General features: G+C 68.0%; 21 protein-coding genes. 16 read left to right on the top strand and 5 right to left on the bottom strand.

Features of this window, described 5'->3' with window-relative positions; translation table 11 throughout:
• Nucleotides 1–93 precede the first annotated feature (93 nt).
• Together C5B85_RS16355 and C5B85_RS16360 are read right to left on the bottom strand one after the other, a co-directional pair.
• Entirely contained in the window at nt 94–1482 is a 1389-nt protein-coding gene (locus C5B85_RS16355; RefSeq protein ID WP_104287078.1) for a M20/M25/M40 family metallo-hydrolase, read from the bottom strand.
• 9 nt (nt 1483–1491) lie between these two features.
• Entirely contained in the window at nt 1492–2043 is a 552-nt protein-coding gene (locus C5B85_RS16360) for a MarR family winged helix-turn-helix transcriptional regulator (protein WP_104287079.1), read from the bottom strand.
• Between the two features lie 39 nt (nt 2044–2082).
• Here C5B85_RS16360 and C5B85_RS16365 point away from each other — a divergent pair, with 39 nt between their 5' ends.
• From C5B85_RS16365 to C5B85_RS16400, 8 genes are all read left to right on the top strand, one after another.
• Nucleotides 2083–2973, top strand: coding sequence for a DMT family transporter (locus tag C5B85_RS16365; RefSeq protein ID WP_104287080.1), 891 nt, complete (start codon nt 2083–2085; stop codon nt 2971–2973).
• A 132-nt stretch (nt 2974–3105) separates the two neighbouring features.
• Nucleotides 3106–4470, top strand: coding sequence for an ABC transporter substrate-binding protein (locus tag C5B85_RS16370; RefSeq protein ID WP_104287081.1), 1365 nt, complete (start codon nt 3106–3108; stop codon nt 4468–4470).
• A complete protein-coding gene (locus tag C5B85_RS16375; protein WP_258070858.1) occupies nt 4467–5456 on the top strand; it encodes a carbohydrate ABC transporter permease in 990 nt (329 codons plus the stop codon). The genes C5B85_RS16370 and C5B85_RS16375 overlap by 4 nt, the downstream gene beginning before the upstream one ends.
• 13 nt (nt 5457–5469) lie before the next feature.
• Entirely contained in the window at nt 5470–6396 is a 927-nt protein-coding gene (locus C5B85_RS16380) for a carbohydrate ABC transporter permease (protein WP_219819433.1), read from the top strand.
• Entirely contained in the window at nt 6393–7322 is a 930-nt protein-coding gene (locus C5B85_RS16385) for an amidohydrolase (protein WP_104287082.1), read from the top strand. Before C5B85_RS16380 ends, C5B85_RS16385 begins: the two co-directional genes overlap by 4 nt.
• 113 nt (nt 7323–7435) lie before the next feature.
• The gene (locus C5B85_RS16390) at nt 7436–8416 is read left to right on the top strand and encodes an aldo/keto reductase (RefSeq protein WP_258070859.1); all 981 of its coding nucleotides are present in this window, start codon (nt 7436–7438) and stop codon (nt 8414–8416) included.
• The gene (locus tag C5B85_RS16395) at nt 8413–9261 is read left to right on the top strand and encodes a fumarylacetoacetate hydrolase family protein (RefSeq protein WP_104287084.1); all 849 of its coding nucleotides are present in this window, start codon (nt 8413–8415) and stop codon (nt 9259–9261) included. Before C5B85_RS16390 ends, C5B85_RS16395 begins: the two co-directional genes overlap by 4 nt.
• A 211-nt stretch (nt 9262–9472) precedes the next feature.
• Nucleotides 9473–10279, top strand: coding sequence for an SDR family NAD(P)-dependent oxidoreductase (locus C5B85_RS16400; RefSeq protein WP_258070863.1), 807 nt, complete (start codon nt 9473–9475; stop codon nt 10277–10279).
• Nucleotides 10280–10424: 145 nt separating this feature from the next.
• Here the strand turns inward: C5B85_RS16400 and C5B85_RS16405 are convergent, their stop codons facing one another.
• Nucleotides 10425–11075 (bottom strand): dihydrofolate reductase, encoded by a 651-nt coding sequence (locus tag C5B85_RS16405; protein ID WP_181064471.1) that lies wholly within the window; start codon nt 11073–11075, stop codon nt 10425–10427.
• Nucleotides 11072–11881: a thymidylate synthase gene (locus tag C5B85_RS16410; RefSeq protein WP_104287086.1), complete on the bottom strand. Its 810-nt coding sequence runs from the start codon at nt 11879–11881 to the stop codon at nt 11072–11074. Before C5B85_RS16410 ends, C5B85_RS16405 begins: the two co-directional genes overlap by 4 nt.
• 97 nt (nt 11882–11978) lie before the next feature.
• Between C5B85_RS16410 and C5B85_RS16415 the strand changes: the two genes are divergently transcribed.
• Both C5B85_RS16415 and C5B85_RS16420 read left to right on the top strand, forming a co-directional pair.
• Nucleotides 11979–12830 carry a sugar nucleotide-binding protein gene (locus C5B85_RS16415; protein ID WP_104287087.1) on the top strand — a complete coding sequence of 284 codons (852 nt, stop codon included), beginning with the start codon at nt 11979–11981 and terminating at the stop codon, nt 12828–12830.
• A gap of 195 nt (nt 12831–13025) precedes the next feature.
• Nucleotides 13026–14801 (top strand): amidohydrolase, encoded by a 1776-nt coding sequence (locus tag C5B85_RS16420; protein WP_104287088.1) that lies wholly within the window; start codon nt 13026–13028, stop codon nt 14799–14801.
• Between the two features lie 63 nt (nt 14802–14864).
• On the opposite strand, the gene C5B85_RS16425 is transcribed toward C5B85_RS16420, so the two are convergent.
• Nucleotides 14865–15413 carry a hypothetical protein gene (locus C5B85_RS16425; protein ID WP_104287089.1) on the bottom strand — a complete coding sequence of 183 codons (549 nt, stop codon included), beginning with the start codon at nt 15411–15413 and terminating at the stop codon, nt 14865–14867.
• Nucleotides 15414–15665: 252 nt separating this feature from the next.
• On the opposite strand from C5B85_RS16425, the gene C5B85_RS16430 reads away from it, so the two are divergent.
• Genes C5B85_RS16430 through C5B85_RS16455 form a run of 6 tightly spaced genes read left to right on the top strand, consistent with a single transcriptional unit; the run spans nt 15666 to nt 21689 of the window.
• Nucleotides 15666–17462 carry a fatty acyl-AMP ligase gene (locus C5B85_RS16430; protein ID WP_181064472.1) on the top strand — a complete coding sequence of 599 codons (1797 nt, stop codon included), beginning with the start codon at nt 15666–15668 and terminating at the stop codon, nt 17460–17462.
• Complete coding sequence (locus tag C5B85_RS19295) at nt 17459–17734, top strand: acyl carrier protein (RefSeq protein ID WP_181064473.1); 276 nt, start codon at nt 17459–17461, stop codon at nt 17732–17734. The genes C5B85_RS16430 and C5B85_RS19295 overlap by 4 nt, the downstream gene beginning before the upstream one ends.
• Nucleotides 17731–18690, top strand: coding sequence for a 3-oxoacyl-[acyl-carrier-protein] synthase III C-terminal domain-containing protein (locus C5B85_RS16440; protein ID WP_104287091.1), 960 nt, complete (start codon nt 17731–17733; stop codon nt 18688–18690). The genes C5B85_RS19295 and C5B85_RS16440 overlap by 4 nt, the downstream gene beginning before the upstream one ends.
• Nucleotides 18687–20096, top strand: a complete 1410-nt coding sequence (locus C5B85_RS16445; RefSeq protein WP_104287092.1) for an ATP-grasp domain-containing protein — start codon at nt 18687–18689, stop codon at nt 20094–20096. Before C5B85_RS16440 ends, C5B85_RS16445 begins: the two co-directional genes overlap by 4 nt.
• Entirely contained in the window at nt 20089–21423 is a 1335-nt protein-coding gene (locus C5B85_RS16450; RefSeq protein ID WP_104287093.1) for a type III PLP-dependent enzyme, read from the top strand. Before C5B85_RS16445 ends, C5B85_RS16450 begins: the two co-directional genes overlap by 8 nt.
• Complete coding sequence (locus tag C5B85_RS16455) at nt 21420–21689, top strand: acyl carrier protein (RefSeq protein ID WP_104287094.1); 270 nt, start codon at nt 21420–21422, stop codon at nt 21687–21689. Before C5B85_RS16450 ends, C5B85_RS16455 begins: the two co-directional genes overlap by 4 nt.

Genomic DNA, 21689 nt, shown 5'->3' on the forward strand with positions numbered 1-21689 from the left:
GGTGGGGAGATGGCGCGGGATGGTGGGGGAGGTGATCGGGGTTGGCGCGGGGAGGTGAGGCGCAGGGCGGCGGACAGAGTGGTGGTCTGTGGGTTAGATGGAGCGCAGCAGGGTCTCGTGGAAGCGCCGACCTGCCTCGAGGCTTGCGATCGAGACGCGCTCGTCAACGCCGTGGATCGAGGCGCGTTGTGTGGCGTCCATCGCGAGCGGCGCGAAGCGGTACGTCGCGGGAGCGAACCGCTGGAAGTGCTTCGCGTCGGTCGCTGCGAGCGTGATGTACGGGGAGGCTATCGCTTCCGGGTAGGCCGACCGAGCGGCGTCGCTCAGCAGTCTGAATTGCCGGTTATCCGTTGGCGCGAGAGCCGTCGGCTCGTTCGGGTCGGTGCAACGGATGCGCACCTGCCGGTCGCGGATCGCTCGCCGCACGTGCCGCAGCGTGGAAGCGACGCTCTCGCCGGGCGCGATGCGGCAGTTGAGGGTGGCGCTTGCGCTCGCGGGGAGGACGTTGTCAGCGGTCCCTCCGCTCAGTCGCGTCGTCGCGAGCGTCGTTCGGACGAGGGCCGCCGCGTCGCCGCCGAGCCTGGCCAGGGCTTGCGCTGAGACCAGCGGCGCGCGCGTCAGTGTCTCGAGGATCATGCGGCCGCGCCCTTGTGAGTGGGGGAGGAACGTCGCGAACATCTCCCGCGTCGCGGGTGCGACTCTGGCGGGGAAGGGGCTGCGCTCAACCCGCGTCACGGCCCGCGCGATGCGCGCGGTCGGCGTCAGGCCGGACGGAGCGGACGCATGCCCGGCGTTGCCACTCGCCTCGAGGACGATGTTGACCGACCCCTTCTCGCCGACGCCGATCATGGCGGCCCGCACGTCGATGAACGGCAGGGGCGCATCCACGACGGCGCCGCCTTCGTCGAGCACCAGCCACGGGGTGAGCTCGCGCTCGCGGAAGAGTGCGGCAGCTGCGGTTGCCGCCACAGACCCCGTCTCCTCGTCTCCGCCGAACCACAGGTACACGTCGCGTCTGGGGGTGAAGCCTTCCGCGAGCAGCGATTCCGCGGCCTCGAGGATCACGCAGAGCGCGCCCTTGTCGTCGAGCGTGCCGCGCCCCCAGACGGAGCCGTCGGCGATGACGCCGTCGAACGGCGGATGTGTCCACCCCTCGCCCTCGAAGGCCGGGACGACGTCGAAGTGCGCCATGAGGACTACGGGACCGGCGGCCTCGTCGGAGTTCGGAGAATGCGGGCGCGGTGCTCCCGGCCAGCGGTAGAGGACCCCGAACTCGGTGACGGATTCCCGTTCGAGTCGTTCCTGGACAAGCGGATAGAGCTCATCGATGAGCGCGAGGAACTCCTGGAACGGCGCCGGCCCACTCACATCGAAATCAGCCGAGACCGTCGTGACGCGCACCATGCGCGAGAGGCGCTCGGCGATGCCGCTCGGCTCGGCGGGGGAGCCTGGTCCGGGGTTCGACGCGTGGGGAGCAGCCATGGCGTCAGTCTAGGGACGCCCCGCGCTGCCGGCCTCCCCCGTGCTACCGGCCTCCCCCGCGCTGCCGCCTTCGATGTCGGCGAGCCAGCGGCCGAGAATGCGCGCCAGTGCCGCCCGGTCTTCGCCGCTCACCCCGGCGAGCAGGCGCTCCTCGTTTGCTAGGTGGCGGCCGTAGGCCTCGTCGATGAGCTCGAGGCCGCGAGGTGTGAGCTGCACAACCCGGCCGCGCCCATCCGTCTCGCTCACTCGCCGTGACACGAGGCCCGCGCCCTCGAGTCGGTCGATGCGCTTGGTCATGGCCCCGGTCGTGACCATGGTCGAAGCCGCGAGCGCGCTCGGGATGCGCTCGTAGGGTGCGCCCGCCCGCCGCAGGGTGGCGAGCACGTCGAAGTCGCCCTCGCCGAGCCCGAAGTCGCGGTAGACGCGGGTGATCTCTTCGGTGAGGTGTTGGCCTATTCGGTGGATGCGCCCGATGACTCCCATGGGGGAGGCATCGAGGTCGGGGCGCTCTCGCTCCCACTCGGCCAGGATCTGGGTGACGCGGTCATCCGGTGCTCGCATGTGGCCATCATAGCTTCCTTGGAAGCTAGACTGGCTTCCATGGAAGCTACTGTGTCGGCCGCGGGATCCAGGGTGTGCTGGATGCTCATCACCGCGATCGCCCCGATCGCCTGGGGCAGCAACTACTACGTCATGGGGTCGTTCCTCCCGGCGGATGCGCCACTTTGGGGCGCCGTGCTGCGTGCGCTCCCCGCGGGGCTCGTGCTCCTCCTGGTCGCGCGCAAACTCCCGAAGGGTGCGTGGTGGTGGCGCGCCCTCGTGCTCGGCACGATCAACATGAGCGCGTTCTTCGCGCTCGTCTATGTCGCATCGCAGCTGTTGCCCTCGAGTATCGCCTCGATGATCATGGCCGCGTCGCCCATCGTGATGATGGTCTTCGCGGTCTCCATGCTCGGGGAGCGGCTGCGCCTGCTGCCCGTGATCGGCGCTGCAACCGGCCTGCTCGGGGTTGTGCTCATGCTGGCAAGCGGGACGAGCACCATCGACTGGCGCGGCGTCCTCGCATCCGTCGCCGCCATGGCGCTCGCCTCGTTCGGCTTCGTGCTCGTGAAGCGCTGGGGGAGCACTGTCGAGATCCTGCCGTTGACCGCATGGCAGCTCGCCGGTGGCGGGCTGGTGCTGCTGCCGGTCGCGCTTGTCATCGAGGGGCCGATGCCGAGCTACGACGTGCCGGCGATCGCCGCGCTCGCGTACGTCGGCCTCGTCTCGACGGCGCTTGCCTATCTGGCTTGGTTCAGTGGGCTGAAGCACCTCACGGCGGGCACAACTGGCCTGATCGGGCTCCTCAACCCGGTCACGGGTGTTGTGCTCGGCACGCTGCTCGCTGGCGAAACGCTGGGGTGGCAGCAGGGGGCCGGCATGGGTCTTGTGCTGTTCGGCATCCTGCTCGGTCAGCCCATTCTGCGGCGACGCGCTGACCTATTGGTGTGATTCGCAGGCGGCGTATCCTTCTGGCAGCGCTGCCAAAAGTCCTTGCTCTAACGTCAGACGTATGATGTAATCGCATCAGCCCCGAGATGCGGGCAGCAGTCGTCAACGACGTCGACCAGAAAAGGACGCACAATGTTGCAAGATTCGTCCCAGAAGCGCCGCAGCAGGCGCATCGCCACCATCGCGGCAGCTGCTGCCTCAGCATTGCTTCTCGCCGGATGCGCCGGTGGTGCCGGCGGAGAAGTCAACAGCGAGTACGGCTTCGCAACGGCAGAGCAGGAAGCCGGCAGCCCCATCATGGTCTGGGTCGACGCGGCCCGCGAGCCCGCCATCGCGGCCTTCCAGGAAGCCAACCCGGACATCCCGCTCGAGTACGAGGTCTACGACGGCAACGCCGGCGGAAGTGGCACGTTCCAGACGCGCATCGCGCTCATGGACCAGGCGGGCGAGGGCTGGCCCGACGTCGTCTTCTCGACGCAGCAGAACGACGCATCCTGGGCATCGCAGCCCGCACCGGGTGGCGGGCAGGGCTTCGCGGCTCCCCTGAACAAGGGCTTCTTCGACCAGGAGTTCCTCGACGGGTTCGCCGCTGGCGCCCTCGACCCGTCGACGATCGACGACACCGTCTACGGCCTCCGCAACGACCTCGCGCAGGTCGTCACCTACTACAACCAGCCGCTGCTCGACCAGTTCGGCTATGAAGTACCGACCACCTGGGAAGAGTACGGAGCGCTCGGCGACAAGCTCGCGGCCGAGCACCCCGGCTACATCCTGGGCAGCGTCGGTGACGCCTTCATGCCGTACGTCTACTACCAGGGCTCGCAGTCGCCGGTGTTCCAGACCGAGGGTGACAACTTCGTCGCTGACATGGAGTCGGAGAACTCCGTGGAGATCTCCAAAATCCTCGACAAGATGATCGCCAACGGCACGATCGTGCAAGACAGCGTCTTCAGCGCCGAGTTCACGTCGAAGTACGCCGACAAGGTCGTCGTCATGCCAGGGCCGGTCTGGTACACGGGCGCCGTGTTCCAGAGCGCTCTCCAGGTTCCAGAAGGACAGCTCGGCGTCGCAGCCCCGCTCGCCTGGGAAGGCGAGGAGATCGCCACGGGCAACGTCGGCGGTGGCATCTGGTACGCCTCCAGCCACACCAAGAACCTCGAAGCGGTCAAGACGTTCCTCGAGTTCGCGGTGAGCTCCCCCGAGTTCCAGGTCGAGCTTTCGAGCGGCTACCCGGCATACTCGTCGGCGGCTGAGGGATGGCTCGGCAAGCTCGCCGACACCGGCTACTTCATCGACGGCTTCGAGCAGCAGATGATCGACGCCGGCGGCAGCATCTGGAGCGGCTGGGCATCTGCTCGCTTCAGCCCGGAGACCGGATGGGCAACCACCGTCATGCCGGCAATCGCCGAGGGCAAGACCATCGAGTCGGTCCTGCCGACCTGGCAGACCGAGGTGCTCAACGAAGCACAGGTGAACGGGTACACGGTCGCCGAATGACCTCCACCCCGCTCGAATCTGAGACGCGGTCTGCACCCGCGGTCGGCGCCGCTCTCCTGAGCGACGCCGACCCGGCGGGGCCGAAGAACCCCCGCAAGGCGAAGCGGCAGCGCACCGCCAACCCGCTCGCGAACGAGACCCGCTTCGGGTACATCTTCGTCAGCGGCTACGTGCTGCTGCTCCTCGCCTTCGGAATCGTGCCGACGCTCTACGCGGTCTTCCTCTCCATCACGAAGAACGGCGTCTTCGTCGGCATCGACAACTTCGTCCGTGTCTTCGGCGACTACCGCTTCCTGCCTGCGGTTGGCCACGTCACGCTCTACATCGTCTTCTGGCTGATCAGCCTCATCGTGCTGGTCGTCTTCCTGGCGATCATCGTGCACTCGATCCGCGCGAAGTGGCTCAGCGTCAGCATCCGCTTCCTCTACTACATTCCCGGGGCCATCGCGGGTGCCTCGAGCGTCATGCTCTGGCTGTTCCTGCTCGACCCGACCGTCAGCCCCGTCGCCGGCCTCCTGCGGGCCATGGGCTACGACTCGCTCATCCGCACCGTCTCCATCGACAACCTGCCGATCGTCTTCACCGTCATCGCGTTCTGGACCGGCGCCGGCAGCTGGATCGTCATCATGTACGGCGCGCTCAACAACATCAGCAACGAGGTCATCGAGGCGGCGAAGGTCGACGGCGCGAATCCCCTGCAGGTCGCCCTCTACATCCAGCTGCCCATGATGACCAAGTGGATCTCGTACATGGGCATCATGTCGCTCGCCGCAGGAACGCAGCTCTTCGTCGAGCCGCGCGTGCTCTCGCAGGCCAGCCGCGGCGTCGTGCCAGAGGACTACTCGCTGAACCAGCTCGCCTACCTGTACGCGTTCAAGCAGGGCGACTTCTCCGGCTCCGCAGCGATCTCCATCACGCTCCTCGTCGTCGCCCTCGCGCTCTCGACGGTCTTCATCCTCAAGGGAAAGCTGTTCGAACGTGACTGACACCGTGCAATCCATGAACGTCCAGCACCAGGACACCGCGCATCCGTCGACCAAGGCGCTCGCCCGCAAGCTCACGCCTGGCGAGTGGATCATGCGCATCGTGCTCGGCGCGGTCATTGCTTCCTTCATCGTGTTCTTCCTGCTGCCCATCGTGTGGCTCCTGCTCGCGGGCACGAAGGATGCGCGCTCGCTGCTGCTCGAAAACCCAATGTCGTTCGGCTCGTTCGAGCAGCTGGCCACCAACTGGGAGCAGCTGTTCAGCTTCCAGAACGGCATCTTCCTCACCTGGATCGGCAACTCGGCGCTGTACTCCTTCGGGGCGCTCGTCATCACGCTCATCGTGAGCGTGCCTGCCGGCTACGCTCTGGCGCTCGGCAACTTCAAGGGCCGCAAGGCGCTGCTGCTCGTGACGCTCATCGTCATGCTCATCCCGAACACGGCGCTCGTGCTGCCGATCTTCCTCGAGCTGAGCGCCGTGAAGCTCATCGGGTCGCCGTTGGCCGTGATCCTGCCGTTCTCGTTCTTCCCGTTCGGCGTGTACCTCACCTACATCTACTTCTCGACGGCGGTGTCTCGCGACCTGCTGGATGCCGCGCGCATCGACGGCGCGAGCGAGCTCCGCGTCTTCGCGCAGGTCGCGATGCCCCTCGCGGCGCCCGTCATCGCGCTGGTCGGATTCTTCAGCTTCACCGGCAACTGGAACAACTACTTCCTGCCGTTCCTCATGGTGGGCGGCAAGAACGTGCCAGTGCAGGTCGGTCTTGCGAACCTGCTCTCGAACGTGCCGCAGTTCAACCCGACGACCGCGACGAGCATCGTCATCGAGCTGCCGACGCTGGCCCTCGCGACGCTGCTCTCGGTCGCGCCGATCGTCATCATCTTCCTGTTCTCGCAGCGGTTCCTCGTCGACGGGATGACCGCGGGCGGCACGAAGGGATGAGCGACGACACGTCCCTGCGCATCCCGATCGACACGCATGTGCACCTGTGGGACCGATCGGTGGTGCCGCAGACCTGGATCGACCCGGATTCCATGGCGGCGATCAACCGCGAGTTCTCCGGCCTCGACCTCGCAGCTCAGCTGCGCGAGGTCGGCGTCACGCGCGCCATCGTCGTGCAGTCCGACCGCGTGCTCATCGAGAACGACCACCTCTTCGGCGAGGCCTCGCAGGCGCCCGAACTGGTCGGTGTCGTCGGCTGGGTCGACCTGCGTGGCGGCGCCGACGGCGTGCGGTTGCAGCTGGATGCGCTCGGCGGGCACGAGGGTGCGTCGAAGCTCGTCGGCATCCGGCACCCCGTGCACATCGACGAGGACGACCGGTGGCTGTCGCGTGACGACGTCGCCGACGGCCTCGCCGAGCTCGGCGCTCGTGGACTGAGCTTCGACCTGGTGGTCAGACCGTGGCAGCTCGGCCAGGCCGCGCGGCTCGCCGAGCGGGTGTCTGGCACCCAGTTCGTGCTGGACCACCTCGGCAAGCCGCCACTCTCAACGGGGCAGCTCGACGCCTGGAGTGCAGGCCTGCTGCGGCTGGCCGCGCTGCCCAACGTCGCCGCCAAGATCTCCGGGCTCACGATCGAGGACGATTGGGGCGACTGGTCGCAGGAGGCCGTGACGCGGGCCATCGACCCGGCGCTCGAGCTGTTCGGTCCCAAGCGCCTCATGTTCGGCTCCGACTGGCCGCTTGTCCGCTTGACGCGAGGCGGCTACCGGGCCTGGATCGATGCGTATCGATCCGCCACGGCCCCGCTCAGCGCCGACGAGCAGCGGCAGATCGACGTGGGCACTGCCGAGCGGGTGTACGGCCTCGATGTGGGTGCGGATGCGGGCATGGGCCTGCGCGTCGGCCCCGACGGGGGTGGCGAATGAGCGCGGTCGGCGATCCCGGGACCGCACCTGTGACTGGTGCACCCGCTGGTGCCGAACCGCGCGCGCGAGTCCCCAATGTCGGGCGGCGAAGGCTCGGCGAGTCCGATGTGCGCGTGAGCCGCATCGGCTTCGGCGCCGCGTCGCTCGGCAACCTCTACCGCGAGACGAGTGACGAGGAGGCCAGCGGTGCCGTCTCCGCGGCATGGGACGCGGGCATCCGCTACTTCGACACCGCGCCGCACTACGGGCTCGGGTTGTCAGAGCGGCGCCTCGGCGAGGCGCTCGCGGCCCGCCCACGGCACGAGGCCGTCATCTCCACGAAGGTTGGGCGCCTGCTGGTGCCCAACCCGCACCCGACGGGGGTCGACGACGGCTTTGTCGTTCCGGACGACCTCATGCGGCAGTGGGACTTCAGCCGTGACGGCGTGCTCCGCAGCCTCGAGGGCAGCCTCGAGCGGCTGGGCACCGACCGCGTTGACATCGTGTTCGTCCACGACCCTGACGCGTTCGGTGAAGGCGCCGCCCGCGAGGCGCTCGTGACGCTGCGAGAGCTGCGAGACCAGGGAGTCGTCGGAGCCATCGGCGTCGGCACCAACGAGACCCATCAGCTCGGCGCGCTCTTCGACGAGCGCCTCATCGACGTCGCCATGCTCGCCGGCCGCTACACGCTGCTCGAGCAGCCGGGCCTTGACACCGTCCTCGAACCCGCCCAGCGAGCGGGCGCATCCGTCATCGCCGTCGGCGTCTACAACTCCGGCCTCCTCTCGGCCCCGCGGCCCGGCCCGGACGCCGTCTACAACTACCTGCCCGCCCCGCCCGAGGTGCTCAAGCGGGTGCACCGCATCGCCGACACCTGCGAACAGCACGGCGTGACGCTGCCGGATGCGGCCCTCGCCTTCCCCCTGCAGCACCCGGCCGTCGCAGGGATCGCCCTCGGCATGCGCACCGCCGACCAGGTGCGCGACAACCTGCGGCGCGTATCCGTCGCCGTGCCCGACGGGCTGTGGCGCGCCCTCGCCGCCCAAGGCCTCATCGACCCCAGAAGCTTCACTACCGCAGGCACCACCCCAGACCAGCAGGAGGAAACACCGTGAGATTCGTTCAACGCCGCGACGGCGACCGAGTTGTGCCAGGCATCGTCGACGGCGACCGGGTCTACGACCTCGCCGGCGTCGAACAGGTGGACGGCGAGCTGCTCGCCCGCTCGGAGGTGCAGCTCGGCGAGCTCGAAGCCGCGGCCCTCGCGACCGAGGGGCGCGACCTGGAAAGTCTCGACCTCGCGGCCCCCATCGCGCGGCCCGTGAAGATCGTCTGCATCGGCCTCAACTACCGCGACCACGCCGCCGAGACGGGCGCCGCGATCCCCGAGGAACCCGTCATCTTCATGAAGGACCCCTCGACGATCGTCGGGCCCTTCGACGCCGTGCGCATCCCGCGCAACTCCGCCAAGACCGACTGGGAAGTCGAGCTCGGCATCGTCATCGCACGGGAAGCCCGCTACCTGGACTCGCCCGCGGATGCTGCGGGCGTCATCGGCGGCTACGTGCTCTCGCACGACGTGAGCGAGCGCGAGTTCCAGCTCGAACGCGGCGGCCAATGGGATAAGGGCAAGAGCTGCGAGACGTTCAACCCCCTCGGCCCCTGGGTCGCGACTCCCGACGAGATCGACGACGTGCAAGCGCTCGGCCTGCGCCTCAGCGTCAACGGCGTGCAACGGCAGAACGGCACGACCGCCGACCAGGTGTTCGACGTCAACCACGTCGTCTGGTACCTGAGCCAGTTCATGGTGCTGCAGCCGGGCGACCTCATCAACACGGGCACGCCAGCAGGTGTCGCGCTCGGCATCGACGGCAACCCGTACCTTCGCGACGGCGACGTCGTCGAGCTCTCCATCGACGGCCTCGGCACCGCCCGTCAGCGCTTCGAGGACGCCTCGTGAATGCGACGCCTCGCGGCGTGGTCGCCGCGTCCGCCGCTCGCGTCGCGGACGCCGTTGGCCGACTCGCGGGCGCCGTTTCGGGTTCGGCCTCGGTTTCGCCTACTTCAAGTTTCGGGATGGGTTCCTCACCTCGGGATGGGTTGCAAGGCATCCCGAAGTGCGTAACCCATCCCGAGACTGCTGGATGCACGGAGCTGGCAGCGTGAGCGGGATCGGAGCTGGCGGCGTGAGCGGCGTCGTCGATGCCAGCGCCAGCGGTGCGACGGGTGAGTTCGGCGGGCGCGCCGCGATCGTCACGGGCGGCGCATCCGGAATCGGGGCGGCCGTCGCCGAGGAACTGCTCGCGCGCGGCGCGCAGGTCGCGGTCTTTGACCTGAACGGCGGCTCAGTCGAAGGCTCGGCCCTCGGCGTGAGCGTCGACGTGGCCGACAGGGCATCGGTGGATGCTGGAGTCGCGGCCGTGCTCGATCGCTTCGGACGCCTCGATGTCGTCGTGAATTGCGCGGGCATCGGTGCGTTCGGCACCGTCGAGGACTCGAGCGACGACGACTGGGCGCGCGTGCTCAACGTCAACGTGCAGGGCGTCGCCCGCGTGTGCGCTGCGGCAATGCCCGCGCTGCGCGAATCTGACGCAGCCGCAATCGTGAACCTGACGTCGATCGCCGCCACGACCGGCATCCAGCAGCGCGCCCTCTACTCCGCGACCAAGGGTGCGGTGCACGCGCTGACGCTCGCGATGGCCGCCGACCACGTCCACGATGGCGTGCGCGTCAACGCGGTCTCGCCCGGCACCACCGATACGCCCTGGGTGCAGCGCATGGTCGCGAACGTCGCCGACCCGGAAGCCGAGCGCGCCGCCATGAACGCGCGCCAGCCCACGGGGCGACTCGTCACGCCCGCCGAGGTCGCGGGCGCCGTGGCCTACCTCGCGTCGCCACTCTCCGCATCCACGACGGGCAGCGTGCTCGCCGTCGACGGCGGCTTCGGCGGCCTGCGCGTGCGCCCCGTCCAGGCGTAGCTCCGCGAGGTCACTGCCTCGTCGATCACTGCCAGTCGAATCGCCCTCCACGAGGTCCGCTCAAGGGCGATTCGACTGGCAGCGATTCGCGGCGAGTGGGGTCCACCTCGCCTCATTAGCGGTGTGGTGGGGTGAGCCGAGCCGGTCAGGCGTTGCGGGTAAGGGTCAGGAAGCGGTAGCGGATGCCCGTGCGCGACTCGAGCCACCCCTCGGACGGCTCACGTGCATCCACGCGCCACGCGTCGCCGGACCAGTCGGGGGCGTGAGCGTCGCCGTCGACCTCGAGGTCGATCTCGGTCACCTCGAGGCGGTCGGCGCTTGCGATGGCCTCGCGGTAGAGCTCGCCGCCGCCCATGACCCAGGCTTCGCCGGGTGCGCCCACGCTGCTGCCGTCAGCGAAAGAGGCTGAGGCAGAGTCAGCCCCAGCGTGGTCGGAACTGGAGTCGGCGGAGCTGCCGGCCAGGGCCATCGCATCCTCGAGCGACCCCGCGCGCTCCGCGCCCTCGGCAGCCCAGTCGGGCTGCCTGGTGACGACGATGTTGCGCCGCCCGGGCAGCGGGCGGAAACGCTCGGGCAGGGAGTCCCAGGTCTTGCGCCCCATGATGACGGGGTGCTTCAGGGTGACGGCCTTGAAGTGGGCCAGGTCCTCGGGCACGTGCCACGGGATGCCGCCCTCAGCCCCGATCACTCCGCCGCGAGCCTGCGCCCACACCAGCCCGACCGTCAGGCTGCCGAATGCCGCTGTCCGCGCGCGGACAGCATCCGCGGCCCAAGTCGCTCCCGCCGCGTCGCTCATACCGCGATCGCCGCGCGGATCGTGGGGTGGTGCTGGTAGTTCGCGACCTCGAAGTCCTCGAACTCGTAGTCGAAGATCGTGTCGGGGGTGCGGTGGATGCGCAGCTGCGGGTAGGGGTACGGGTCGCGCGTGAGCTGCTCCCGCACCTGCTCCTCGTGGTTGTCGTAGATGTGGACATCGCCGCCCGTCCACACGAATTCGCCTGGTTCGAGGCCCGTCTGCTGCGCGACCATGAGGGTCAGCATGGCGTAGGACGCGATGTTGAAGGGCACGCCGAGGAACAGGTCTGCGGAGCGCTGGTACAACTGGCAGGAGAGCTTGCCGTCGGCGACGTAGAACTGGAACAGGGCGTGGCACGGGGGCAGCGCCATCGTCGAGATCTCGGCCGGGTTCCAGGCCGTGACGACGTGGCGGCGCGAGTCCGGGTTGGCGCGGATCTGCGCGACGACCTGCTCGATCTGATCGATGTGTCCGCCCTCCGGCGTCGGCCAGGAACGCCACTGCACGCCGTAGACGGGGCCGAGGTCGCCGTTCTCGTCGGCCCACTCGTCCCAGATCTTCACGCCGCGCTCCTGCAGCCAGCGCACGTTCGAGTCTCCGCGCAGGAACCACAGCAGCTCGTAGGCGATCGACTTGAAGTGCACGCGCTTCGTGGTGATGAGCGGGAAGCTCTCCGACAGGTCGAACCGCAGCTGGCGGCCGAACACGCTTCGCGTCCCCGTGCCGGTGCGGTCGGATTTCTGGGCGCCGTTCTCGAGCACGTCGCGCAGCAGGTCTTCGTACGGGGTCTTGATCTCCGAAGTCACGTCCCGAGGATACGCCCGACGCGGCACCGTGCCCAGCGGCTCAACGACACGTGACGCTTCGGGGCAACTCGCCGGGAACGAGACCTACGCTCGGGACATGAGCACACCCGCCCCTCCGTCGCCCGCGCCCGCACGCCTCCTGATCGCGGGCTTCGGCAAGCTCGGCGCGCGCCTGGGGGAGAGGTACGCCGCGCGCGGCACTGAGGTCTCCGGGGTGCGCCGCAGCGGCGGCACGGCGGGGGCCGGTGTCGAGCTCATCCGCGCAGACCTCGCCGATCCTGCCGCACCGCCTCTCGCTCTCCCGCACGTTGACGCCATGGTCATCACGCTGCCGCCGCCCACCGTGGACGGCGTCGTGGAGCCCGACGCTTACCGGCGCTCCCTCGAGACGCTCGCGGCGAGCCTGCCGAGCGTCCCGGCGAGGGTTGTCTTCGTGTCGTCGACGCGCGTCTTCGAGGGCAGGGGTGACGGGTCCGTGATCACCGAAGCGGATGCGCCGTCACCGACCTCCGACCGTGCGCGTGCGCTGGTTGACGGCGAGCGACGCGCGGCCGAGCTGTTCGGTGCATCCGTCATCAGGCCGTCTGGCATCTACGGCCCCGGACGCGACAGCCTCATCCGCCGCGTCCTCGCGGGGGACCCGATCCAGTACGCACGCCGGACCAACCGCGTCCACGAGAGCGATCTCGTCCGCGCCATCGAGGCGATGCTCGAGCGGGACGATGCGCCAGGGCTCCTCCATGCCACCGATGCCAGCCCCGCGTCCCTCGGCGACGTCGCCACGGTTGTGGCGGGCGAGCTGGGGGTCAGCGTGCCCCCGCGCGTCCTTCCGGACGAGGCAGGGGGCACCGTGTTGAGCGGCCAGCGGATGCTCGATTTCCTCGGCTCGCTCGACTACCCCAGCTACCGTGAGGGCTACGCCGAGATGGTGCGCCTCCGCGCGAGCTGACGCTGCCCCGCTCCGCCCGCCGCCCCCTCGTCCGCGTTCCGCAGCGGAGTTGTGGTTGCTCTCCAGCGATTTTGACGACCATCACACTGCCCTGGGCGTCCATACTGGGGGCGTCGCCGCGAGGCCGCAAGCTCCACACCAGCTCCACCCGAGATCGTCGCCCGTCGCGTCCCCGCGGCGCCCTGAAGGAGTCGCATGTCAGAGCCAACCACCACCCCCGCCGACACGCAGCCGATCCCTGAGGTGCAGCCTGCCCCGGAGGCCTTCATTCTGACCGCGGGCACGATCGTGACGATGGATGCGCAACTGCCGCGCGCATCCGCCGTCGCCGTCGCGGACGGGAAGATCGTCGCCGTCGGAACACTGGCGGAGTGCGCGGAGGTGCTGCCAGGCGCCCCCGTCATCGACAGCGAGGCACCCGTCCTCATGCCAGGGTTCATCGACCCGCACAGCCACCCGTTCCTGAGCGGCCTCGCGACGCAGCTGCCTGCTCAGTCGATCGCGCCGTGGAACGCACCGACCTGGAGTGAGGTGCTGAGCATCTTCTCGCAGGCGATGGCCGAGCATGACGCGGATGTTCCCCTGCTCTTCAACGGCTTCGACGCGCTCCTGCACGGGCGCCCGGCCCCGACGGCAGCCGACCTCGACGCGATCTTCGGCGACCGGGTGGCGGTTGTCGTCGACAACTCCGGGCACGCCTGCTCCTTCACGTCGGCGCTCATCCGCAGCCGCGGGTGGGACGCCACGCCGCCACAAGACCCGGTCGGCGGGTCCTTCGCGCGGGACGCGGCCGGCGCCCTCACGGGGGTCTCGTTCGAGATCCCCGCGAACACTGCTGTGCTCGGGCCCGTCCTGCAGCAGCTTGGCGGAAACCCGCTCGGCAGCGCCGCCGAGTACTACGCGCTCATGGCCCGCGCAGGCATCACCTCGACTTCTGACATGACGTTCTCGGGCGACCTCGCCCCTGCCTACGAGGCGCTCGCAGCCATGCCATCCTCGCCTCTGCGCGTGAGCCTGTGGGAGGTGTCGACGGCCACCGACCCCGGGGCGGTTGCGACCTTCGCGGCGGGGGAGGAGCGCCTCGTGAAGCAGGGCGTGAAGCTGTGGACAGACGGCTCCCCATGGATCGGTAACATCGCCACCTCGTTCCCCTACCTCGCGAGCGACGCGACGAGGCGCGCCGGAATCGACCCCGCGACAGCGGGCGGACCATCCGCCATGAACTACTCGCGAGAGCAGGTGGATGCGACCCTCGACGCGTGCGCGCCGCTCGGCTGGCAGATGTCGTTCCACGCGAACGGTGACCTGGCCCTCGACTTCGCGCTCGATGCCTACGAGCGGGCCCTGTCCGAGCACGGCCTGCTCGGCTCCGATCACCGCTGGCGCATCGAACATGCAGGCGCTGGTCGCCGCGACCAGTTCGAGCGGGCGGCTCACCTCGGCGTGCACGTGTCGCTCGCGCCGTTCCAGTATTACTTCTGGGGCGACCTGCTCGACGGTGAGATGTTCGCGCCGGAGCACGGCGCGCGCTGGCAGGCGTTCAGGGACGCGGTCGATGCCGGGGTTGTCGTCTCCCTGCACAACGACGGCTCCGTGTCGCCGCCGACGCCCATCCTGAACGTGCAGACCGCCGCTACCCGCCGCACGAGCAGCGGCCGCATCCACGCCCCAGAGCAGGCGATTCCAGTGGATGCTGCGCTCAGGGCCCACACGATCGACGCGGCCCGTACCCTGCACCGGGAGCACCTCGTCGGCTCGATCGCGGTTGGCAAGCTCGCCGACTTCGTTGAACTGACCGCGGACCCGTATGAGGTGCCGCCGCGCTACCTCGCGGAGCGCGTGCAGGCGCTTGGCACGTGGGTCGGTGGGGCGCGCGTCGACCTCCCTGAGTTCCTCGCTGCGGCGCACGCCAGCGATCCCGCGCCGCACGCTCACCACGCTGCGCGCGGCCGCACCGGTCACAGCTGCTGAGGCGGCCCAGCGCGGCCGGCACCTCGATCGGGTGTCGGTTTCAGGTCGCGCTCGTTCGCTCGGCTAATTGTCGCTCCGGCTCGCTGGCGCGGCTTCCGCGAGCAGCCAGCGCGAGACTCGGTGGCTCGCGTCAAGCCAGGCCGGAGCAACGGCATAGCCGAGAGCGATGAGGGCGGTGCCCAGCGCGGCTCCGAGGAGGAGGTTGAGAGCCTCTGGCATTGGGAGCAGCCCCTGCCACCCCGTGGGGTCGATACCGAAGATGAGTGTCAGCGCCGGTCTGACAAGGAGCCCTTCGAGTCCCCACCCGACGAGACCGATCGGGGCGAAGGCTAGTGGTCCGGCGAGGCAGGGTGCGGAGAGTCCCCACAGCACGATTCGGCGCGACGTCCCGATTGCAGCTGGACTCGCCGTCGGCGAGAGCTCACTGTCGATGACCTTCGCGTTCCGGACGATCTTCTCGAGGTAGGCGCTTGCGTCACCGGTGCGTGTGCGTGTGCGTGCGAGCGATGCGAGTGAAATCGCGAGCAGCAGGAGTGAATTCCAGAGGGTGGCGATGAACGCGAGCGTGACCCTGATCGAGGCGAGTAGAGCACGTGGACGAGAGTGGCGCATGGATCCCCATTCGTGGGTCGGCTCGCGGAGGTGACGCGAGTGTAGCGCGTCGATGTGAGGTGAATCCTCCAACACAATTTGGTGTTTCAGGCTATGCGGGACAAGATATCGCGCGAAATCAGGCCATGAACGAGCGCTCAATTGAGCGGAGGGGAGAACTGCCCGAGACGATGCCGCACGCCGGTGGTACTGTCCGAATCGCTGGACCCCGGGGGCAGGGTCAGCGAAGGCCACTTGGGGAGGGGGACTATCGTGCGCGATTCTGCGACGCTGATCGATCGGTTGCGCGAGCACGCTGGCCTCGACCCGCATCGTCGGGCTGTGACATTCGTGGGCGACGACGGCACGCAGTCGACTCTCACGTACGGCGAGCTCGAGACGCAGTCGCGGAAGATCGCGGAGGGGCTCACGGCCCGCTTCGAGTGCGGCTCCAGGGTGCTCGTCATGCTGCCCAACGGTCTGGACTTCGTGATTGCGCTCGTCGCGTGCTTCCGGGGTGGCTTCATCGCGGTGCCGATGCCGCTTCCAGGCCGATTCGCTCGACAGTGGGAGCGAAGCTCGGTCGTCGCTCGGGATGCTGCCGCCACAGCCATCGTCACGGCAGCCGCGCACCATGACGAGGTCGCGAACTGGGCCGGCAGGGAATGCGACCCTGCGGTTGAGCTTTTCAGAATCGACGGCTGCGAACCTGCCGCGGTCGCCTGCGCCGAGTCGGCGCCGCCGCGCCCGACGGACGTCGCATTCCTCCAGTACACCTCGGGGTCTACGAGCGCGCCGAAGGGGGTTGTCGTCACGCACGCCAACCTGACCGCTCATGCGCGGGCTTCATCCCGAGCCCTCGGGCTCGACGGCGATGATGTCTTCTGCAGCTGGCTGCCCATCCATCATGACTTCGGACTCATCGGGATGCTCCTGGTTCCGCTGCATCTGGGAGCGACCGCCTACCTCATGTCTCCCACCGACTTCGTGAAGCGGCCGGCGAGATGGCTGCAACTGCTCAGTCGCGTGCGTGCGACGCTCACGGCTGGCCCAAACTTCGGCTACAGGCACTGCTGCGATCGCGTGCGCTCCGAGCAGCTCGACGGGGTCGATCTCTCCGCCCTCCGCTATGCGCTGAACGCGTCTGAGCCGGTGGAGGCGGACACGCTGGATGCGTTTGCCGACCGCTTCGCCCCGTATGGACTCCGTGAGGGGGCAGCAGCACCGGCCTACGGGCTAGCGGAGGCCACGCTCGGCGTCACGTATCCGGGCGGGGCGGGGCACGGCCCTGCGTCCACGCCCTTGGTCGACCTCGAGGAACTCGCGCGCGGCCGCGTTGTCCGTGCAACCCAAGCGACCGGTGCCACCCGGAGACTCGTCGGCTGCGGGGTTCCGCATGGCGTCGAGGTTCGTATCGTGGATGATCGCGGCGATTCAGCCACCGACGGCGTGGTCGGTGAGGTGTGGCTGCGTGGCGAGACCGTCGCGGCGGGGTACTGGAACCAGGAGACCCAGACGAACGCCACGTTCCTGGCACGCCTCGCGGATGGTTCCGGTCCCTGGCTTCGCACCGGCGATCTCGGAGCGATGATCGACGATCAGCTCTATCTCACGGGCCGCATCAAAGAGCTGCTCATCGTGAACGGTCGCAACCTGTACCCAGTAGACCTCGAGCGCGCTCTGCAGCAGCAGCATCCGGGGCTCGATGGCCGCCCCGCCGCTGTGTTCGCTGTCGGCAGCGATGTCGTCGCCGTGCTCGAATGCTCGCCGAGCCTGGTCACCGCGCCCGGGTCCGCCGCTCAGCTCCTCAGCGCGCTGGCGCAGACGCTCGCCGAGACCACCGGCGCCTCGGTAGGAGACATCGTTCTGACGGCTCCCGGGAGCGTCAGCCGGACGACAAGCGGCAAAGTGCAGCGTTCTCGAACCAGATCACGGCTCGCAGACGGCAGCTTGACTCCGCTCGCGACGTTCCGTGGCTCTCCGCGCCAGGCGCGAGCGTCCATGGTCGCGTCGGCCGGCGCAGCATCACGACCAGCCACGACATCCCATGCATCGGAAAGAAGCACATGACCGACATCAGCGCCAGCGAGCAACTCGCCCAGGTTCGCACCTGGTTGCAAGCTCAGATCGCGGAGTACCTGGGCCGAGACGCCCACGAGATCGACATGGACAGCTCCCTCGCCGAGCTCGGGCTCGGATCAGTGCAGATGCTTGCCCTGTGCGGCGATGCTGAAGACCGCTTCGGCATCGTGGTCGACCCGGAGGTTGTGCTCGACTTCCCCACGCCGTCGAGCCTTGCGCCAGAAATTGCGGCGCTGGTCCAATCCGGAGCGCACGCATGACAGCAGTTCTCGAAGTTGCACGCGCGATCCCGGACGGTCGTGCTGAGATCGCCGATCTTGCGCCAGAGCTTGGCATCGATGACCTGCAGCTCGGCGTATTCCATCGCTACTTCGGCCTGAAGCGCGTCTGCGTGGCGCAGGAGAACTCTTACGTCGACATGCTCACGCAGGCAGGCGATGCTCTCGAGCTGCTCCGCGGCAACAAGCACCGAGTGCGATACGTGATCGGCGCCCGCACACTCGCGACGGTCGCTCATCCGGATGAGAACCCGCTGCACGAGGTCGCCGAGAGACTCGGACTCGGGCATGCGCTCGTCTTCACCCTCACTCAGCACGCGTGTGCTTCGGCACTCCTCGCCGTCGATCTCGCGGGACGTCTGCTTGCTGCCGACGCTTCCCCGGACGCGCTTGCGCTGGTCCTCACGGGCGAGAAGGCGGTGAGCCCAGAATCGAGGACCATCGCGGGCATCACGGTCATGGGCGAGGCGACTGCGGCGTGTCTCGTAGCGGCAGACCTGCGTGATGAGCCGCGAAGCGCCGATCGTGTTCTCAGCTACGCGACCCGCACACTCGGCGAGTTCCACCAGCTCCCGCTTCCGCACGAGTTGGCCGCCGGGTATGGGAACCAGTACGTGCCTGTGCTGGTGGAGGTCATCCGGGAAGCGCTCGATTCGGCGGGGCTCGAGGTGCTAGATCTGGCACGGATCCTGCCCCACAACGTGAACCGGATCTCCTGGAAGCGCGCCTGCAGGATGCTCGGCTACCCGTTGACGCAGGTGCATCTCGAGAACGTGCCGGAGCTCGGACACTGCTTCGGCGCCGACACGTTCATCAACTACGTAGATGTGCACCGGGACGGATTGCTCCGTCCTGGCGACCACTACTTGATGGCGTCCGTTGGTCTGGGGTCGACGTTCTCGGCCATGGTCTTCGAGTACGGGGGAGTTCCGGCATGAGGGCACCCGCGACGGTTCCACACGAACGGCATGGGGCTGCTTTTCTCTCTCGTCTCAAATCGGCGACGACGGGCGACTCGAACACCCCGCTTGTCCTTCTCGGCAACTTCGAGGTCGAGAACGCCTGGGCACGGTCGGAAGTGGGACTTCCCTCGGTCGCCGGGGCATCTGCATCGTCAGCTCTTGTCAATCGGATGGATGAGTACGCGCTTCTGCTCGGGGCCGGCGGCGACATCGTGGTCCTGAAATCGGCCCCGGACGATGGCCACCTCGCCCACCTCAGTTCGCTCGGGTTCACCCTGCCTGAAGTGGTTGTCGTTGATGAAGGGCACGCCGAGAACACGGTCACGGAGGACGCGCTCGCGTCTCCTGGCACGATTCGGGCCATCACGGCCGTCGCACCGGCAGGAGCCCACCTGCTGGCGCACGGCTGCTCCGCGGCCGAGGAACAGCTGGGGGTCGCGTGCGGACTTCCGCTCGCGCATCCGAGCGCAGCAACCGCGAAGGCCGTCAACGGCAAGGTCTACAGCCGCCTCCTGTGCGAAGAGCTCGGTATCAGGCAGTCGCCGGGGTGGACGATGCACACAGTCCACGATTTTGTTGACGCTGTGCCCGCGATCGAAGAGATGCTCCTCACGGGTGCTTCTGTCGGCGTCAAGGACTCCTACGGCGTCTCCGGCAAGGGCATCGTGGTGATTTCCGAACCGCGTCGGCTCTACCAGCTCGCCAGGATGGTGGAGCGCCGCGCGACGAAGTCAGGCGAAGATCGGCTGAACGTCGTCGCGGAAGTCTGGGCTGACAAGGTGCTCGACCTCAATTATCACGTCACGATCGCACGCGACGGAGACGTCGTCTTCGATTTCGTCCAGGAGGCGATCACCGAGAACGGGGTGCACAAGGGGCACCGCATCCCCGCGGGGATCTCAGAGGCGACGAGGGAGGAGCTTCGGAGCATCGGCGAGCTCGTCGGAGAGAAGCTCGCGAGCGACGGCTACTTCGGCCCGGTCGGCCTCGACGCGATCACGACCGCTGACGGGTCTCTGCTTCCAGTGCTGGACATCAACGCTCGCAACAACATGTCGACGTACCAGACTCGGATCCACGAGCGATTCCTGCTCGACGGGTCGGTCGCGATCGCGCGAACCTACGAGCTCAGCCTCGACAGGCGCCTGTCGTTCGAGCAGGTCGACCATCACCTGGGTGATGCGCTCCTCAGTCCTTCTCGTGGAGCTGGTGCCATCGTCACCAACTTCGCAACCGTCAACGCTGCGGCTCCCGAGGCTGACGGCGCCATGTTCCGGGGGCGGTTCGGGTGCGTGCTCGTCGCGGCAGACGCAGCGGAGCTCCGCCAGCTGGATCGCCGTATCGCCGCATCACTCGAAGCAGAGGGAATCGCCCGTGCCTGACCAGTTCACCGCAATCGCCTCCGCTCACGAGAAGGTCGCAGCTGCCGAGAGATTCGGGACGCCGTGCTACCTGTATGACGCCGGCGAGATCGAGCGGCAGTACTCCGGACTGCGCAGCAGACTCGACGACAGGATGCAGATCTACTTCTCACTGAAGGCGAACCCCAACGTGAGCATCATCGCGAAGCTGTTCGATCTCGGTGCCAGCGCCGAGGTGTCATCACTGGTCGAGTTGCACACGGCGCTTCGCGCTGGCGTGCCTGGGCATCGCATCCTGTTCCTCGGGCCCGGCAAGAGTCGCGCAGAGATCGAGGCCTGTCTCGAGCACGACGTGCGAGCGATCATCTGCGAGTCCGCGGGTGAACTTGATCTCATCGACCAGATCGCGCGCGGGCTTGGCGTCACGGCCGACGTAGTGCTGCGAGTGAACGCGAGCTTCGAGGTCAAGGGAAGCGGCCTCACGATGGGCGGCAAACCGCGCCAATTCGGCATCGACGAGCAGCAGCTCTTCTCGGACGACGCTTTCCGTCGTGAGCGGCCGCATGTTCGGCTCATGGGCGTGCAGGCATACATGGGCACGCGCATTCTGCTCGAGGCCACCATCGTGGAGAACACCCGTCGTATCTTCGAGCTCGCGGAGCAGATTGCCGCTCACCTCGACTTCCACCTTGAGCTCGTCGACGTGGGCGGAGGCCTGGGCGTGGCCTATTTCAAGGGGGAGCACGATCTTGACATCGAGCTGCTCGCGGCCGATCTCAACGAGCAGATCGCGGCGTTCGCCTCCCGCCGGCCCGGAACCGAGATCGTCATGGAACTGGGACGCTACCTCGTCGCGACCTGCGGGACCTACGTCACGCGTGTGCGCTACGTCAAAGAGTCGCTCGGCGAGCGGTTCGCCGTCACAGACGGCGGCACCAACCATCACATGGCTGCTATCGGCATCGGCTCAATCGGGAAGCGAAACTTCCCTATTGCCGCCCTGCGAACGGACGGGGACACGGAGCTTGTGCCCTGGAACGTCACCGGCCCGCTCTGCACACCGAACGACACGATCGGGAAAGCCGTGCAGCTCCCCGCCGATCTTGCACCGGGCGATCTGATCGCTGTCGAGCGTTCAGGTGCCTATGGCGTCACCGCGTCGCCCGTGCACTTCCTCAGCCACGGTTATCCCGCCGAAGTGCTCCTTGAGGGCGGCGCCGCCGTGCTCGTGCGTCACCGGGACGCGCCAGAGGACCTCATGTCGAGGCAGATCCTGCACCGCTTCGCTCACGCGTCGTCCGACGCGACACCAATCACCGTCCCTGTAGCCCCAGAAGGAGCATCATGACAACCCCAGAAATCGACCGGGCAGCTATCCGGGAACGCGTTGTCGAGGCGCTCGCGAGCGTGCTCGGACGAGAGCTCGTCGATGTCGACGACAGCACTCGCCTCTTCGACGATCTCAACCTCGACTCCACGAGTGTCCTCGGGATGCTCATGGAACTCGAGGACAAGGTAGGGATGGAGGTTGACGCCGATGAGCTCGAGCCCGAGCACCTCGAGACGGTCGGCGCGCTCACCGACTTCATCGCCTCCCAGGTCACCCGGCCCTGA

Origin of the sequence: Pseudoclavibacter sp. AY1F1, assembly GCF_002931075.1 — a bacterium.
In the GTDB taxonomy this organism is placed as follows: Bacteria; Actinomycetota; Actinomycetes; order Actinomycetales; family Microbacteriaceae; genus Pseudoclavibacter.